Annotated in this window: 10 protein-coding genes; 6 read left to right on the forward strand and 4 right to left on the reverse strand. The window is 62.3% G+C overall.

All coding sequences use genetic code 11. The features are described from left to right. Positions 1 to 172: 172 nt before the first annotated feature. From HJ583_RS08550 to HJ583_RS08560, 3 genes are all read left to right on the forward strand, one after another. Complete coding sequence (locus HJ583_RS08550) at positions 173 to 1,564, forward strand: SAM-dependent methyltransferase (protein WP_170021542.1); 1,392 nt, start codon at positions 173 to 175, stop codon at positions 1,562 to 1,564. 159 nt (positions 1,565 to 1,723) lie between these two features. Continuing rightward, on the forward strand, positions 1,724 to 1,882 hold the full coding sequence (locus tag HJ583_RS08555) for a DUF3309 family protein (RefSeq protein WP_170021543.1): 159 nt from the start codon (positions 1,724 to 1,726) through the stop codon (positions 1,880 to 1,882). Then, a complete protein-coding gene (locus HJ583_RS08560; protein WP_170021544.1) occupies positions 1,882 to 3,228 on the forward strand; it encodes a PQQ-dependent sugar dehydrogenase in 1,347 nt (448 codons plus the stop codon). The genes HJ583_RS08555 and HJ583_RS08560 overlap by 1 nt, the downstream gene beginning before the upstream one ends. Here HJ583_RS08560 and HJ583_RS08565 read toward each other — a convergent pair. Together HJ583_RS08565 and HJ583_RS08570 are read right to left on the reverse strand one after the other, a co-directional pair. Further along, a complete protein-coding gene (locus HJ583_RS08565) occupies positions 3,212 to 3,433 on the reverse strand; it encodes a hypothetical protein (protein WP_170021545.1) in 222 nt (73 codons plus the stop codon). The two genes, HJ583_RS08560 and HJ583_RS08565, sit on opposite strands and share 17 nt — an antisense overlap. Before the next feature lie 36 nt (positions 3,434 to 3,469). Then, positions 3,470 to 3,670: a BON domain-containing protein gene (locus HJ583_RS08570; protein ID WP_170021546.1), complete on the reverse strand. Its 201-nt coding sequence runs from the start codon at positions 3,668 to 3,670 to the stop codon at positions 3,470 to 3,472. Between the two features lie 292 nt (positions 3,671 to 3,962). Between HJ583_RS08570 and HJ583_RS08575 the strand changes: the two genes are divergently transcribed. The 3 genes from HJ583_RS08575 (at position 3,963) to HJ583_RS08585 (ending at position 7,102) form a co-directional block, all read left to right on the forward strand. Beyond that, the gene (locus tag HJ583_RS08575) at positions 3,963 to 5,009 is read left to right on the forward strand and encodes an OmpA family protein (protein WP_235943788.1); all 1,047 of its coding nucleotides are present in this window, start codon (positions 3,963 to 3,965) and stop codon (positions 5,007 to 5,009) included. Between the two features lie 251 nt (positions 5,010 to 5,260). Continuing rightward, a complete protein-coding gene (locus tag HJ583_RS08580; protein WP_170021548.1) occupies positions 5,261 to 6,115 on the forward strand; it encodes a PRC-barrel domain containing protein in 855 nt (284 codons plus the stop codon). A gap of 162 nt (positions 6,116 to 6,277) precedes the next feature. Continuing rightward, positions 6,278 to 7,102 (forward strand): PRC-barrel domain-containing protein, encoded by an 825-nt coding sequence (locus tag HJ583_RS08585; protein ID WP_170021549.1) that lies wholly within the window; start codon positions 6,278 to 6,280, stop codon positions 7,100 to 7,102. 115 nt (positions 7,103 to 7,217) lie between these two features. On the opposite strand, the gene HJ583_RS08590 is transcribed toward HJ583_RS08585, so the two are convergent. After that, entirely contained in the window at positions 7,218 to 8,225 is a 1,008-nt protein-coding gene (locus HJ583_RS08590; protein ID WP_170021550.1) for a 2-hydroxyacid dehydrogenase, read from the reverse strand. Between the two features lie 20 nt (positions 8,226 to 8,245). Then, positions 8,246 to 16,948, reverse strand: coding sequence for a glycoside hydrolase family 94 protein (locus HJ583_RS08595; protein ID WP_235943789.1), 8,703 nt, complete (start codon positions 16,946 to 16,948; stop codon positions 8,246 to 8,248). Positions 16,949 to 17,246 lie beyond the last annotated feature (298 nt).

Below are 17,246 nucleotides of genomic sequence, written 5' to 3' on the forward strand. Positions count from 1 at the left end.
CACACGATACGCCACGCCTGCAGCTGCCTGTGTGCGCGTGCAGACAGACCGGCCGACGCAGGCCGTGCCCTACGCGCCATCCGTTCGATATCGAACATACACCGCGTGTGGCGACGCCTACTCTCGGCGTGGCTTGAGGTCCTCCTTGAGCGCATCTGCTCTGGAGTCCCCCATGCTCGATTCTGCCCCCGCTGCTGTCGCAAGCTATCCGCTGCCCCAGCCCCTGCTTACCATCAACCCTGCCGGAGATGCCGCGCTGCAGCGCGGCAGCCTTGAAGCCACGCATTTGTTGAAGCACCTGTTCCGCAGCTTCGATGGGCATCTCGCTTTGCGTCTGTGGAACGGCAAGATCCTGAGCCTCGGGCAAGGCGCCCCGGTGGACGCCGCCCACGCCTTCATGCTGATCTGTCATACGCCGCAGATCGTCCGCGCCATTGTGCTGGGGCGTGATCGTCTGCGTCTGGCCGAAGCCTACTTCCGGGGCGACATCGACATTGAAGGCAGCTTCTTCGCCGCGCTGCGCCTGAAGGATCACCTGAACAGCATTTGCCTGAGTAGCCTGGACCGCCTGCGCGCCGTTTTCAAAGCCCTGCGCCTGCATGCAGCGACCCGCAGCCGGAAGAACAACACGCCGGGCAGCTCATCCCTGCACGCGCGTGTCGTGAAACGACACAGCAAAACCGAGAATCAGGGCGCGATCCAGTTTCACTACGACGTTTCCAATGTTTTTTATGCGCTGTGGCTGGACAAGGCCATGGTCTATTCATGCGCCTACTTCGAGCAGCCCGACGACACCCTGGAGCAAGCCCAGCAAGCCAAGCTGGAACATATCTGCCGCAAGCTGCTGCTCAAGTCCGGCGACCATTTTCTGGATATTGGCTGCGGCTGGGGCGCGCTCATCATTTACGCCACGCAGCACTATGGCGTGCGCGCCCACGGCATCACACTCAGCCAGCGTCAGCTTGATATGGCGCGTCACCGCATCGCACAGGCGGGGATTGAAGACCGGGTAAGTGTCGAGCTGTGCGATTACCGCGATCTGCCCGGGCAGGACGCTTACGACAAGATCGCCAGCATCGGCATGTTCGAACACGTCGGCCTGAAAAATCTGCCCGCGTATTTTGCCAAGGTCATCCACCTGCTCAAGCCCGGTGGTCTGTTTCTCAATCACGGCATCACCCATGATGTCGAAGGCTGGGAAAAGACCTCCTCGACCGAATTCATCAATCGCTATGTCTTTCCCGATGGCCAGCTCGACACGATCAGCAACATCCAGCGCGGGATGGAGCGTGCCGGTCTGGAGATAGCCGATGTCGAATCGCTGCGCGCGCACTATGCACTGACACTCAGGCATTGGGTGGCACGCCTGGAGCAAACCCATGAGCAGGCACTGGAGCATGTCAGTGAGCCGACCTGGCGCATCTGGCGTCTCTACATGGCCGCCTGCGCACTGGAGTTCGAGTCCGGCGAAATCGGCATCTATCAGGTTCTGGCAAGCAAGCGTGTACGCAGCCCCACGGCATTGCCGCTGACCCGCCGCTACCTTTACCCGGCAGTGGCCTGAATATCCGCGCGAACTGTGTTCGCCATCGCACCGACCCGGGCATGCCAATGGCGCAGCCTGCATAGGTGGTCGATACACCTTTCGGCACATACAGGCTGCTGCGACGCCACTCAGGTGTCGCAGGCTCAAGCCGCCAACCACCAGATCAAGGAGGACTCCATGAGTCTAGGAACCATACTTCTCATCATTCTTGTCCTGATGCTCGTCGGCGCTTTTCCGAGCTGGCCGCACAGCCAGAGCTGGGGTTATTTCCCAAGCGGCGGACTGGGAGTCCTGATCATCGTGATCATCGTTTTGCTGCTCACCGGACGCATGTGATGCTGATACGCACACGCCCCCGCTCACCCAGGCGCAGCTATCTGGTCATCGCAGCAAGCTGCTGTGGCCTGCTGGTAGTGGCCGCCTGTGGTGAAATCTCCAAGCTCCCCGTATCGGCCAGCACCGGCCCCGACCCCAAGCTCGCCGAACCCCAGCAAACACGGATCCCCACCGTGAATATCGCCCCCGCTACAGGCTGGCCCGCCGGCAAGCTGCCAATGGCCATGCCAGGCGCGAAAGTCACATCATTCGCGGGCGAGCTGGCGCATCCGCGCTGGCTCTACGTGTTGCCCAACGGTGACGTGCTCGTCGCCGAGAGCAACGCACCGAGCCGCCCGGAGAACAGCCAGGGGATCAAGGGCTGGGTAATGGGACTGGTCATGAAACGGGCGGGCGCAGCAGTGCCCAGCGCCAATCGCGTGACCCTGCTGCGTGATACCGACAGCGATGGCGTTGCGGACATGCGTTCGGTTCTGCTCGACAAGCTGGATTCGCCCTTCGGCATGGCTCTGGTGGGGAACACGCTCTACATCGCGAACACCAATGCGGTACTGAAATTCCCCTACCAGATGGGTGACACCCACATCACGGCGCCCGCTACCCAGCTCCTGGCGCTGCCTGCCGGCGCCATCAATCATCACTGGACGAAGAACATCATCGCCAGTGCCGATGGCAGCAAGCTTTTCGTGACCGTTGGCTCGAACAGCAATGTGGCCGAGCGTGGCATGGAGGCCGAAGCTGAGCGCGCGGCGATCTGGGAAGTCGATCTGCAGAATGGCTCACACCGGGTCTTCGCCTCCGGCCTGCGCAATCCCAATGGGATGGCCTGGGAGGCCAGCACCGGCGCGCTGTGGACCGTTGTGAATGAACGCGACGAAATCGGCAACGATCTGGTACCGGACTATCTCAGTTCGGTCCAGGAAGGCGGCTTTTACGGCTGGCCCTACAGCTATTACGGCCAGCACGTCGATGTGCGGATCAGCCCGCAAGATCCGGCTCTGGTCGCCAAGGCCCGAATGCCGGATTATGCTCTGGGCGCTCATACGGCCTCGCTGGGGTTGGCATCCGCCGCTGGCAACAGCCTACCTCCCCTCGTCGCCCAAGGGATGTTCATCGGCCAGCACGGCTCCTGGAATCGCAAACCCCACAGTGGCTACAAGGTCATCTTCGTGCCTTTCCAGAACGGCAAACCGGCCGGCATGCCAGTCGATGTTCTGACCGGTTTCCTGAGCGAAGACGGCAAAGCCTATGGTCGCCCGGTGGGGGTTGCGCTCGACAAGCGAGGCGCCCTGCTCGTTGCAGATGATGTCGGGAATATCGTTTGGCGCGTCAGCACACAACCTTGACGATCAGCGGTGCCTCAATCCGGTCCCCGAGCAGCAGGTCAGCCACTGCGCCGCCCAGCAACAGGGCCAACACCGGCTGGAGCACCACATACAGCAGAATCTGCAGGAAACAGCTGCCTTGCTCGCTAGCTGGCAGCTCGTTGCAAGTATCGGCGTTTAGCCGCGCAGCTGCGAGCACTGCACTCAAACCGGCTGGAGGAGCCATCACTTGTCCTGCATCGGGCATGGCAGTGCCCTGGCTCTAGATTCCGGGAGAGCTGCGGCAGCTTCCGACACCTAAGGCGGCATGCTCGGCCTGGGACTTCTCGGCATAGCTCTCGACAGGGCCGGCCAGGGTGAACACGCCGTCCTCCACCATCACGCCGATACTGTCCGCGCAGATTGAAGGCTCCCACTTCAATTCGGCGATAACGTCTTCCCGAATCTGTGAATCGTTTTTCATGATCGTCTTCCCGGCTGACAAGGAAGGCTCAGCTTGCGCGAGATTGCCCGTCAGATCTGTAAGACAGCGCACCCAGTGCGCTGATCCGGACCCAATGCCATGCAGGGACAAATGCGCACATGGTGCGTCAGCGTACAGACCCAAGGCTTTGCAGGCCTGCATGCTGGCTTCATTCACCGCTCTTGTCTGCTGATTTGCGGTGCTCACGAGCAGCGCTCGCGCTCGCCCGGTTTTTCCTGCTCTGCGGCAGGCCCCCCCATCACAAGAGGTCATCATGAAAACAAGCACGAGCATGACATCCGCCGTCACGGCGGTGACGCTGTTGAGCTGCGCCCTGGCAGCTCCGGCGCAGGCGCAGGGTATCTACAACACGCCGAGCGGCCACGATTTCAATCCATCCTGGTACATCGCGCCGAGCATCAATGGGATCAGTCCGGACGACAAGTTCGGCTCCGATGATCAGGGCGGAGGGCTGGGCCTACGCGTCGGCAAACCGCTCACCCACTGGCTCGACCTCCAGCTAGGCACAACTTACTCCCGTGCCCATGAAGGCTCGTCCAGCTACCGCCAGAACACTCTGGGGGTAGATGCGCTGTTTCTGCTTTCGCGCGAGCGCTTCCGCCCCTTCCTGCTGGCAGGTGGCGGCGCCGAGTATGACAAAGTCAATCGCCCGGATCTAAGTTCCAATGGCACATCTCCTTATCTCAACATGGGCCTGGGCGCGCAATACTCCTTCAACAGTCAATGGGGCCTGCAAGCGGACTATCGCCACGCGGTGAGCTTCCTGCAGAACAACGATTTCGGTTTTGATCGTGGCCACAGCAATATCGTGACCGTGGCTTTGCTCTACACCTTCGACAAACCCGCTGCGCCAGCGCCGATCGCACGCAACGAAGCGCCTCCGCCGCCCCCGCCGCGAGCCATCGAAGCACCGCCCCCTGCACCGGTACCACAACGTTTCGAGCGCTACACCCTGTCGTCCACCGAGCTGTTTGATTTCGACAGCTTCGTTCTGCGCGGCTCGCAACCCAAACTGGATGAGATCTCCTCGGTCCTGAACCGCGACCCGGCGATTGAAAGCATCAATATCCTCGGCTACACGGATCGCCTGGGTTCCGACCAATACAACCAGAAGCTCTCCCAGAGCCGTGCCGAAGCGGTCAAGAGCTACCTGATCAGCAAGAGTGTGGATGCCCGCCGACTAAATGCTGTGGGCAAAGGCGAGCGCAATCCGGTAGTGGAGTGCTCGGACAAGAAGCGCGCTGATCTGATCAAGTGCCTCGAACCCAATCGCCGTGTTGAAGTGGAAGAAATCGTCCTCCAGCGCCGCGTTCCTTAAGGCTTTACCGCCCCCTGAAAGCCCGCCGCCTGGCGGGCTTTTCTGTCTGGCTGGACTGCTCTTCATCGCCTCGCTCGCTCGTTTCCGCAAAACCATCAGCCAGATGACCTGAAAGGTGTGCGTCAGCGAACAGAACTGCCGCTGTGCCAGGCCTATAGTGAGCTCACCCCGACTCTGCCCTATCCAAGCATCTGACTCTGCCCAAATGGCGAGCGTAGACGCCCCTTGAACCATCACATGAGGAAACACACATGCTTCACAGCCTTAAGGATCTGGAGGGCTACGCTGTCGGCGCGATTGATGGCGATGTAGGCCACGTAAAAGATTTCTATTTCGATGACCATGCCTGGACGATCCGTTATCTGGTGGTGGAAACCAGTGAGTGGCTGGCCAGCCGCAAGGTATTGATTGCGTCGCGCGCGATCCGCTCACCTGACTGGCTGGAAAAACTGCTGCCGGTAGAGCTCACCAAGAACCAGGTGCGGCACAGCCCGGATATCGATACGGACAAACCTGTCTCGCGCCAGCACGAGGAGCAATACCTCAGCTACTACGGCTATCCGTATTACTGGGATGGCGTCGGTATCTGGGGCGGCAATACGCACGCCGAACTCTTCCCGCCTTCCGGGCCGGTCACAGCGGAAGGGCGCAAGGCGCTCCAGAAGGCGGACGCCATCAAGATGAGAGCCGAGCAGGCCAAACATCAGCACGACGATCCGCATTTGCGAAGCTGCAGACAGGTAACGGGCTACAAGGTCCACGCTACCGATGGGGAAATCGGTCATGTCGATAACTTCCTCTTCGACGATTCGAACTGGAGCATCCGCTATCTCGTCGTGAATACCAGCAACTGGTGGCTTGACCATAAGGTGTTGCTGGCCCCGCAATGGTTCAAGGATGTGAACTGGCACAAGGGCTGCATCTCGATCACCTTGAACCGGCAATCCGTGATGGATGCGCCGATCTACAAATCTGCCGAAGCGCTCAATCGGGAACGCGAGAAAGAGCTCTACAACCACTACCAGCACGTGGGCTACTGGCCACTTGAAGGCGTGGGCGACGGAGGCTGCGCACGCAAACCAGCCATCGCACGCGTTCCGCTGTGAACCGGCCTTGAACCCTTCCAGAGACAGCAGCAGACACCGTCGCGCTCCACACCCCTGCTGCTCTGACGGACTCCAGAAAAGATCAGGGCACGCCAAGCGTCCTGACCCCCATTCATCCCCCAACCGTCGACATACCCGGACGAACCGCATGAGGAGAATCACATGCTGCACAATCTGAAAGATCTGGAGGGGTACACGATCAGTGCCACGGATGGTGACATCGGCCGCGTGAAGGATTTCTACTTCGATGACCATGCCTGGGTCATCCGACACATCGTGGTGGAAACCGGAGACTGGCTCGCCAGCCGCAAGGTGCTGGTCTCGCCACAGGCGATTCAATACCCCGACTGGTCAGGGAACAGACTGCCTGTGGCAATCACCAAGGGCCAGATCAGGCACAGTCCGAAAATCGACACAGACAAGCCCATTTCCCGTCAGCATGAATCACAGCATCTCAGTTATTACGGCTATCCGCATTACTGGGATGGGGATGATTTCCGGGATATCAAATTGCCACCGGCCCTGCTGCCGCCAGCCACATCGATCAGCAAGGCAGCAAGCAAGGCTCGACAGAGTACCGAGGTGATCACCATGAGGGCTCAGCAGACGCTGCGCCGCGACGACGATCCACATTTGCGCAGTTGCAAGCTGGTGACGGGCTACAACATCCTTGCCACCGATGGCGAGATTGGCCACATCGACGGTTTCCTGGTCGATGAGGTGGACTGGAGCATCCGTTACCTCATCGTGAATACAAGCAACTGGTGGCTTGGCCATCAGGTGCTGATAGCCCCGCAATGGTTCAAGGATGTGAACTGGGTCAAGCAAACAGTTTCTCTTTCACTGGACCGGCAATCAGTAATGGATGCACCGGTGTTCAGCACGACCGAAGCACTGGACCGCCAGTTTGAAAGCGCGCTGTATGCGCACTATCAGCGCGATGCTTACTGGCCGGAGGACGCGCTGCGCGCTGGCCATATGGTGTAGTTCCGGGGGCGGTAAATACTCCGCCGACCCGAACTTTTCGGAGGCTGCATGCGCGACCTGGCCTGAACGCCTCCGCCATACATCGCGCCCTGCGGCCAACACCGTAGCGAAGGAGTCAGTGGCTAGGCAACGCGATCACCTGATTCACCATCGGCTCATGGCGCTCGAATGCGGTGGCACTTTCCAGTGTGGTCACAGCAATCGCGTGCAAGGCCTCGCAGGTCAGGAAGCCCTGATGCGAGGTGATCAGCGCATTCGGAAAGCTCATCAGGCGCGCAAGGGTATCGTCCTGCAGCGGTCGGTCAGACAGATCATTGAAAAACACGCCCTCTTCCATCTCGTACACATCCAGCCCGACACCACCGACCTGACCACGCTTGAGTGCTTCGATCAGCGCGGCCGAATCGATCAGCCCGCCCCGGCTGGTGTTGATGATCACCACACACCGGCACATGCCCGCCAGCGCCTCGGCATTGATCAGGTGGTGCGTCTGGTCAGTGAGCGGCAGATGCAGCGAGATCACGTTGGCCTCGCGCAACACGCGCTCGACACTGGCGTATTCGAACCCGATCTCTGCGGCGACCTGCGGATTCTCATACGGATCGTAGGCCAGCAGGCGGCAGCCAAAACCCCGGGCGATGCGAAGCGCACACAGGCCGATTCGCCCGGCGCCCAGTACGGCAAACGTCCTGCCATGCAAGGTAAATCCCTCCAGCCCGTCGAGCGAGAAATTCTGATCACGCACCCGGTTGTAGGCGCGGTGGGTTTTGCGCACCAGGGTCAGCAACAAGGCAAAAGCATGTTCGGCCACCGCCTCGGGGGAATACGCCGGCACGCGTGCCACGCAGATACCGGCCTGGCCGGCAGCCGCAATGTCGATGCCGTTGAAGCCGGCCGCGCGCAGCAACACCAGCTCTACACCCAGTTGGGCTAGGCGCGCCAGCACCACAGCACCGAGCCGGCAATTGATGAAGGGGCACACGGCATCGAAGCCCTTGGCCAGCTCGACCGTTTTGTCATACAGGCGTTCTTCAAAGAAATCGAGGCTGTGTCCCACGCTGGCATTGGCGGCGCTGAGCGCCTGCTCATCATAAGGGTGAGTGTCAAATACGGCGATGCGCATGGCGGAGAGCCTTCATGAAATCAGCTTGCGACGAGCGGAATCCGGACGTCCACCGCGTGCTCGCGTTGGTCATCCAGCAGTGGAATGCGCTGATCGGCTTGTGCAACGCCATCCACGCTGATTTCTATCGTGCCCTGTGCCATCTGCGTGACCCGGATGTGATACATGGATTTGCGATAGCGGTAATGCAGCGCATATCCGGGCCACTCGGCCGGAAGGCAAGGCGCGAGCTGTAGCGTGTCGCCCACACGCTTGAGCCCGAGCAGGGATTCCAGCATCAGCCTGTACATCCACCCCGCCGAGCCGGTGTACCAGCTCCAGCCACCACGCCCGGCGTGCGGGCTCATCGCATACACATCGGCCGCCACCACATAGGGTTCGACCTTGTACAAGGCCGCCGCCGCAGCGGTACGGGCATGATTCACGGGGTTGATCATGTTCATCAGCGCCCAGGCCTCTTCGCGATCGCCCAGCTGCGCAAAGGCCATCGCCGCCCAGATCGCCGCATGGGTGTATTGGCCGCCGTTCTCGCGCACCCCCGGCACATAGCCCCGGATGTAGCCGGGGTTCAGGGCCGACTTGTCGAAAGGCGGATCGAGCAGCTGCACCAGCGCCTGCGCGGGGCGCACCAGCTTGTGCTTCACCGACTGCATGGCAATCCGGGCGCGATCCAGATTTCCGCCGCCAGTGCCGGCGCCCGAGAGCACAGCCCAGCTCTGCGAGATCGAATCGATGCGGCACTCCTCATTGGCCGACGAACCCAGTGGCGTACCGTCGTCAAACCAGGCACGGCGATACCACTCGCCATCCCAGGCCTGCAACTCGATGTTCTGGCGCAGACGCAAGGCTTCGGCCTGACACAGTTCCGCGAACAGCGGGTCGCCTTGCGCGGCAGCCAGGCGGCTGAACTGGCGCAACACCTCGCACAGGAAGAAGCCCAGCCACACGCTCTCGCCCTTGCCATGAAAGCCCACCAGATTCATGCCGTCGTTCCAGTCGCCCGAGCCCATCAGCGGCAGGCCGCGCTCACCGAAGTTCAGGCCGTGCCGAATGGCGCGCACGCAGTGCTGGTAGAGGTTCTCGCTGTCCGCCGAGCGGCCGGGCAGATCGTAGTAAGAGTCGTCCTCCGGATTGACCGGACGCCCTTCCAGAAACATCACCACTTCATCGAGCACGCCCACATCGCCGGTGGCCTGCACATAGCGGCACACGGCCAGGGGCAGCCAGAGATAATCATCCGAGCAATGCGTGCGCACCCCGCGCCCTGAAGGCGGATGCCACCAGTGCTGCACATCACCCTCATGGAACTGGCGGCTGGCACACACGAGCAGATGCGCGCGCAGCAGGCCCGGCTCGGTGTGCACCAGCGCCATCATGTCCTGCAACTGATCGCGGAACCCGAAAGCACCGCCGGACTGGTAATAACCACTGCGTGCCCACACGCGGCAAGCAAGCGTCTGGTAGAGCAGCCAGCCATTGGCCAGCACATCCAGCGCCGGGTCAGGCGTTTCCACCTGCACCGCGCCCAAGGTATGCACCCAATGCTGACGCACGGCTTCGAGTGCCGCTCGTGCCGCGACAGCGCCCCGAAAGCGCTGCACAAGCCGGGTGGCCTCTTCGCCATCCTGCCCCACGCCGAGCCGGAAGATGATTTCACGCGCCTGCCCGTCAGCCAACTCGAAGCTCACCTGAATGGCGGCGCAAGGATCGAAACCGGCGCCAGTCTTGCCGGAGAGACGGCTGCGCTTCAGGGCGGCCGGATGGCGCAGCGAGCCATTGCGACCGATGAACTCTTCGCGATCACCGGTGTGTGTACGCCGTGCCTCGTCCACATCGAAAAAGGCACGCCGATCGGCAAATTCACTACCGAAGGGATTGCGCGCCAGGATAGCCCCGGTGTGGATATCGACTTCGGTACTCACATGCATCGCCGAGCGCGCACGCAGATCACCCAGAACCCATTCGACATAGCCGGTGGCTGAGAGCTGGCGCGAGCGACCGGATTCGTTGCGTACTTTCAGGACCGAGAACTTGACCGCCGCATCCAGCGCCACATAGACCCACAGCTCCGAGTGGATACCACCGCATCGGGTCTCGAACACGCTGTAACCAAAACCGTGGCGCACCGTATAGGACGTAGCCGCAGGTGCCGGCAAGGGCGTGGACGACCAGTAATAGCCACTTTCCTCATCACGCAGATAAATCACTTCGCCACTGGCATCACTGACCGGATCGTTATGCCAGGGCGTGAGGCGGAATTCGTGAGCGTTTTCGCTCCAGGTATAGGCTGAGCCGCTCTCGGAAAGCACCGTGCCGAAACCTGGATTGGCCAGCACATTCACCCAGGGCGCCGGTGTGGCCTGATCCGGCCCCAGCACAATCACATACTCACGGCCATCAGGCGCAAACCCGCCCAACCCGTTGAACATCAGCAGTCCGGCCGGCGCCGACACTGCGGCGGCGGACTCCAGGCGCGGCACGCGTGTCGGTTCGAAGGGGAGCGGGCGCGGATCTGCCGGGCGCCGGCTCTCCAGCTGCTCGGCCAGTCCGCCACGACCATCGCTGATGATGACCCGCACCAGAGACTGGAACAGGATGCGATCCTCGGCTGAAATCTGCTCGGCGGCGCGCACAAAGATGCCGCCCGGCCGGTCGATCACGCTGGCATCCAGCCCTGAAGTGATCAGCCCGAGGATCTGCTCCTGCAGCCGCTGCCGGTAGCCGGCGTGATCCTCGTTCCAGATCACCAGATCCACCGCCAGCCCCTTCAGGCGCCAATAGGCATGCGCCTGAATCATCTGGCGCACCAGATCGATGTTGGCGGCGTCGCTGATCTGCAGCAACACGATGGGCAGATCGCCTGAGATGGCATAGCCCCACAGCGCAGACTGACCGCGCCGATTCTTCACCAGCACAGCCGCCTCGGCACGCAGCCCGGCATTGGCATACAGCACTGCGCCGGCCAGGCGCGCATGCAGTTGCGCGTCGGCCTCGCTGGCGTTGAGCTGGCGCAGCACCACCTGGCTATGCGTCCAGGCCAGATCGAACACACGATCGGCGAGGTGCCGATCCTGATACTTGTCGGCCAGGCACAGTGCCATTTCACGCGTGTCGGCCATGCCGGAAACGATGTCGATGGTGGCGGTCTGCTCGGGCTCCAGCATGATGCGGCAACGAATCGCCACCACCGGGTCCAACACCGAGCCCTGCGTGCCTGAAAGCGCTGCTGCGCTCTGCAGGGCGAGCGGGCTAGCCAGACTGCGGGTACGCCCGATGAAACGCTGGCGATCTGTTTCGTAGGACATCTCGCGGATCTCGGCACCATCCACCGCCATCAGGTGCAGCATCCACGGACTATGCTCATCCGGCGCGCGCGGCCTGCGGGTGCACAAGATCGCCCGCCGTTCGGGGATGATCTCGGTCTGCACGAAGAGCTTGGAAAAAGCCGGGTGAAGCGCATCGGAGGCGGGCGTAGCCAGTACCACTTCGGCATAGCTGGTCAGTTCGACCTCACGACGGCGTCGCGACAGGTTGGTGACGCGCACCCGCCGCAGTTCGATATCGTCTTCAGGTGAAACCACGATCTCGGTATGTGTTTCAAATTGAGTGTCGCCGAGCCCGACGCCCAAACCACCGCTCAGCGCGCCGGCAATACTGACCCCGGCGCTGACCGAATCACGCCGGCGGAACTCAGCACGGCCTTCGGAGAAAATCGCTTCATAACTGTCGGCACGCTTGCAGGTCGGCTGCCAGGCGCTGGACCAGAACTTGCCGCTCGCTACGTCACGGATATAGCAAAAGGCGCCGCGTTCATCCCGCACCGCGTCTTCCTGCCAGCGGGTGACTGCCAACTCGTTCCAGCGGCTGTAACCTCCGCCGGCATTGGTCAGCATCACGTGGTAGCGGCCATTGGAGAGCAGCTGAACTTCGGGGTTCGGCGTGTTGGGCGTGCGGAACACACGCATCGGCAACTCGGTTTCCAGCGCCGCCGGGCTCACATCAAAACGCCTCGCGGTATGGGCAAACAAGGCCGTTGCCTTAGGGATGCGCTCCTGCAGCAAGGGCATGATGGCCTGGAACTGCAACACCGAGGCGAAACGCTTCTGCATCGGCTGTTCGAGCAGCAGGCTGGTCAGAGCCAGCAGGCTCATGCCCTGGTGATGGGCCATGAAAGCGCGCACCAGTGCGCTGGTCTTGCCACGCCGCTGCCGCGAAGGCGTGTAATCAATAGCCTCGAAGAAGCCATACAGGCCGATCGCACCATCAGCCGCCAGCCACTGCAGATTCTCGCAGGCCGCTTCGGGCTCCACCATCAAGGCCAGCACGCAAGCATAGGGAGCCACCACCAGATCTTCGGCCAGGCCTCGTTTGAGACCCAGCCCGGGCACGCCGAACGCGCGGTACTGATAGTTCAGATGCACGTCGACGGTGTTGTAGGCCGACTCCGAAACGCCCCAGGGCACGCCGCGCTGCTCACCATACTCGATCTGGCGCGCCACCGCTGCGTGGCAGGTATGGTCCAGCAAGGTGTTCTCGTAATCAGGCATGACCAGCGAGGGCATCAGATACTCGAACATCGAGCCGCTCCACGACAGCAGCACCGGCGCACCGCCGGCACTGGTCAGCAAGCGGCCGAGCGCAAACCAGCTCTCCTGCGGCAAGCGCCCCTGGGCAATCGCCACGAAGCAGCCCAGGCGGGCTTCGGAAGCCAGCAGATCGTAGTAGCCCGCGTCCAGGCGCCGGTCGCTGACGTTGTAGCCAATTCCGAGCAGATGGCGCGTACGGTCGAACAGGAAGTCGTAATCCATCAGCGCCAGCTCACCCGCCTGCTGCGCCAGCGCAGCAAGGCTGGCAAGGCGCTGCGCAGCCCGCGCACACATTTGCTGAGAGGCTTCGCCACTGCCTTGCAGTGCAGCCTCTGGCATAGCCAGATCGTTCAGGCAGGGCATGACACTGGCAAGGCTGGCCGCCGCGCGCAATGCGCGGGAAGGCAGCAAGAACTCCAAATCATCGAGCGCCTCGCGACATTGCCGAACGAAGGCCTGCGCCCACACATGCTCTTCGGCCTCCTGCTCTGGCGCCATTTCGGGCTGCCGACCGAGGCCAGAAAACAAACCGGCATTGCTGCCTGCCAGGCAGATGACCAGGGTTTCAGCCAGGCCCGCGAGGCGCAGCAGGCCGCTATGCATGCCCGGTAGCGTGAGCACAGCTTCACCCTGCAGTTGGGTGAGCGCTGCGCGCAAGGCCGCTTTCTGCCCCTGGCCCGCGCCAGCGCCGCCCTCCTCCACCAGCCGCAAGGTATCGCTCAGGCCGGCAAACACGCGCGGCCCCATGATCGGCTCGCGGGCCTGGGCCAGCAGGCCGGCTTGCAGGGTCAGGAGATGGCCGGCCAGATTGCCGCTGTCCACGGTCGACACATACAGCGGCAACAAAGGCTGCAGGGTCTGAGTGTCATACCAGTTGTAAAAATGTCCCCGGTAGCGCTCGAGTCCGACCATCGTCGCCAAGGTGCCGGCGCAACGCTCGATCAATTTTCCAGCCGGGATGTAACCGAAATCATGCGCCGCCAGATTGGCCAGCAGTGCGAGGCCGATATTGGTAGGAGAAGTGCGGTGGGCAATCGCAATGGCTCGATATTCCTGCACATTGTCCGGCGGCAGGAAATGGTCCCCGGGGCCGACAAAACGCTCGAAGAATGCCCAGGTGCGCCGCGACAGCTCACGCAAAAACTGCTGCTGTGCAAGCGACAAGTCGGGTTTGCGCGGCAATAGCGGGCGGCTCATCCAGGCGGTAATGAAAGGCGCACCCAGCCAGGCAAGCAGGATCGGCAGCGCGACCAGCCAGGCCGCAGCGCCGCGGCTGGCGAGATGGATCAGCATGGAGGCCGCAATCAGTGGGCCGATCCACTGCGTGCGCCAGGCGGCAAGGAGGCTTGAGCAGCCCGTCAGCGAGGATGCGCGCTCGGCCTCGCTCGACGGCTTCCACTCCAGCAGACGGCGGCGTGAAACATGCATTCGCCATAGCGTGCGCAGGATCGCATCCAGACTGGAGAGCGCCTCGTAAGGCAAACAACACAACTCGAAGGCACGCTGGGCCAGCGTGCGCCGCGCAGAGCGGGCAAGGCCGGCAAGATGCTGAACGGGCAACACTTCGTCAGCCTTGCTGAGCAACTCCATGCTCAAGGCACAGACCGCAGGCAGCAGCATCAGGCCCAGTACCCCCAGCGGCCAGAGCCAGAGCGCCGGCATGCACAACCAGCCCGCCAGCAGGCTCGACAGGAGGGCCACTGGCAGCAGACTGCGACGCAGATTGTCGATCAGCTTCCATTGCGACAAGGGCGACAGGGGGTTGCCGAGCTTGGCCGGCACAGGCCCTTCGGTGCTGCCTGCAAGCGTCGAGCGATGGCCCGCCACATGGCGCAGGAGCCAACCCGCCAGTTGCCAGTCGCCCCTGATCCAGCGATGGCGCCGGGCCATTTCAATGCTGTAGCGGGCGGGGAAATCCTCGTACAGCTCGACATCACTGAGCAGCCCGGCGCGTGCGAAACAACCTTCCAGCAGATCGTGGCTCAGCACCTGGTTATCGGGCAGGCGCCCGCTCAGGGCCTGCTCAAAAGCATCGATATCGTAGATGCCCTTGCCGATGAAGGAGCCCTCGCCAAACACATCCTGATACACATCGGAAACGGCGCGGGTATAAGGGTCCAACCCCGGGTCTCCACCGTAGAGGCGCGCATAAAGAGAGCGGTTGGTGCCCGGCAGGCTGATGGCCACCCTTGGCTGCAGGATGCCGTAACCCTCGACCACCCGCCCCCTGGCCGCGTCATAACGCGGATGATTCAGCGGATGCGCCATGGCACCAACGAACTGACGCGCCGCATCGCGTGGCAGCTGGGTATCGGTATCCAGGGTGATGACGTACTTCACCCCGGCCAGTGCACTCAGCTCGCCCACTACCCGGGAGAATCCATTCCATGCATCGGCCGCATTGCCGCCCCGCAGCAGCGCATTCAGGGCCGCGAGCTTGCCGCGCTTGCGCTCCCGGGCCATCCAGACACCTTCTTGCGCATTCCAGCAGCGCCCCCGATGGAACAGGAAGAAACTGCCGGCGCCGTACTTCTCGTTCAGGCCTTCAATCCCGGCCTGCGCCATATCCAGCAGCCCGGCATCCGCCGACAGCGTTTCCTGTGGCGCATCGAGAAAATCCGTCAGCAGGCCAAAGTGCAGACAGGCATCGCGATTGGCGAGAAAGCGGATCTCCAGTGCCTCCAGCAGATCCTCGACATTCTGTGCAGTGCTGAGCATGGTGGGCACCACCACCAGCGTGCGAAAGTTCGCCAGGATGCCTGCCGAGAAATCCATTTTCGGCAGGATCTGCGGTCGCACCAGCAGTGTGCTCAACCAGTTCACCAGCGCCAGCGCCGGCTGGCTGACCACTAGAACAACCGGCACCGACAGGGCCAGCAGCCCCCATCCGCTCACACCACCAGAGTTCGCCAGCAGCGCGGCAAGGGTCAGGAAGACTGCCGTGAGGACGAAGATGGCGCCAAGATACAGACTCAGCGGGTAGCGCCCGGCGAGGCGGCTGACACGCACTCCCCAGGGCAACCTGGCGCCAGCCGCCCGCTCAAGCCCGGGCAGGCCCTTGCCGATCAGATGAAAACCGACGTGCCTGGCGCTCTCATGCTCTGCGGCGCTCGCCAGCAGCACCAGTTTGCGCGCCAGCTCCGCTTCGGAGAGCTGCCCGTATTTGGCGAGTTTCTCGGTGGCGTGACGGTAGCGATCACGGGTGGCGAAGTCCATGCAGGGGTAGATGCCTGCGGGATCCTCACGCAGGATCTGCTCGACCACGCTCATGCTTTCAACGAAGACACGCCAGTCCATCCCGCCCAGCACCCGCAAGCTGCCGATGCTGTTGCTGATGGAGACCTGGTCGGCGGCCTGCTGGCGATTTTCGAGCTGGATCAGCAGTTCGATGCTCAGGCCGGATTCGGAGAGGCGCTGCTCGATCCAGGTCAGCGGCAAGGCCAGTGCCGGGCCTCGCCCTTGCAGGCGGCGCGCCAGCTCGGCCACAAAGGCCCCCACCATCGGCGGGTTGGAACGCGCCATATCGGCAATGATCAGAATCAGGCCTTGCGGATCCTGCTCCGCAGCCTGCGTCATCTGATCGGCCCAGGCATCGGCCGTGTTGTGCTCATCCAGCGCCAGGGCGATCCGCACAGCCACGCGGCGCAAATTCTCGATCACCGCTAAGCGCAGCATGATCGGGGTAGCCCATAGCTCTCCAAGCTGCAAGGGCGTAATGCTCTGGTACGCCGTCACGAAACGCTTGAGCACCTCGGCATCGACGCGCCCGTCACCATGCGACACGATTTCAAGCGCGATGCCATATACGCGTGGGCGTCCGGCCGAGAAGCCGGGCAGGCACTCATCCAAGCGGGGCAGGCCCCGGCTGTAACCCTTGGGCAGATGGCGGCGTGCGGTGCGGATCTGCTCCTCGATGAGATAGAAGTTGTCGAGCAGCCAGCCTCCGGCAGGCGTGATACGGCGTTTCGCGGTTACCGCGCGCGTCAGCAGACTGCACACACCGATCAGCGCCGCCTCATTCTCTTCCAGGCGCCCCAGAAGCTGATCCGGTGCGCGGCCCGCTGCCAGGGTATGGCTTTGCGCCAGACCGCGGCCATGCACAGCCATCTGCTCCGAGCTGAACAACTCGGAGCGCAAGGGTTCTTCAGGATCAGGAAACAGCCACACAGGTGCCTGCCCTTGATCGAGCGATGCCGGTGACTTCAGGTAGCGGGAAAAACGCCGGATGAATGCTGCAGGAAAGGCCAAGATCGAAAGCTCCTTCTGGAACAGGGGACCTCAGCACAGCACGCCATTCCCGGCAGTCCTCAACTGGATGCAAATACCAGCGGGCAAATTCTGCAGACAGCAGAAAATGTGAGATGCATTAAGGCGGAGCAGCCTTGCTCACGAAGAGCGCTGTCGAAGGGAAGGAAAATGCGCATCTCCGAAACTG

Origin of the sequence: Uliginosibacterium aquaticum (assembly GCF_012972705.2) — a bacterium.
GTDB classification, from domain to species: Bacteria; Pseudomonadota; Gammaproteobacteria; order Burkholderiales; family Rhodocyclaceae; genus Uliginosibacterium; species Uliginosibacterium aquaticum.

Bases quoted from the DNA above. Each gene is read 5' to 3' on its own strand.
- HJ583_RS08575 (WP_235943788.1), top strand. From the start codon at position 3,963: ATGACATCCGCCGTCACGGCGGTGACGCTGTTGAGCTGCGCCCTGGCA.
- HJ583_RS08585 (WP_170021549.1), top strand. From the start codon at position 6,278: ATGCTGCACAATCTGAAAGATCTGGAGGGGTACACGATCAGTGCCACG.
- HJ583_RS08555 (WP_170021543.1), top strand. From the start codon at position 1,724: ATGAGTCTAGGAACCATACTTCTCATCATTCTTGTCCTGATGCTCGTC.
- HJ583_RS08570 (WP_170021546.1), bottom strand. From the start codon at position 3,670: ATGAAAAACGATTCACAGATTCGGGAAGACGTTATCGCCGAATTGAAG.
- HJ583_RS08565 (WP_170021545.1), bottom strand. From the start codon at position 3,433: ATGGCTCCTCCAGCCGGTTTGAGTGCAGTGCTCGCAGCTGCGCGGCTA.
- HJ583_RS08580 (WP_170021548.1), top strand. From the start codon at position 5,261: ATGCTTCACAGCCTTAAGGATCTGGAGGGCTACGCTGTCGGCGCGATT.
- HJ583_RS08550 (WP_170021542.1), top strand. From the start codon at position 173: ATGCTCGATTCTGCCCCCGCTGCTGTCGCAAGCTATCCGCTGCCCCAG.
- HJ583_RS08590 (WP_170021550.1), bottom strand. From the start codon at position 8,225: ATGCGCATCGCCGTATTTGACACTCACCCTTATGATGAGCAGGCGCTC.
- HJ583_RS08560 (WP_170021544.1), top strand. From the start codon at position 1,882: ATGCTGATACGCACACGCCCCCGCTCACCCAGGCGCAGCTATCTGGTC.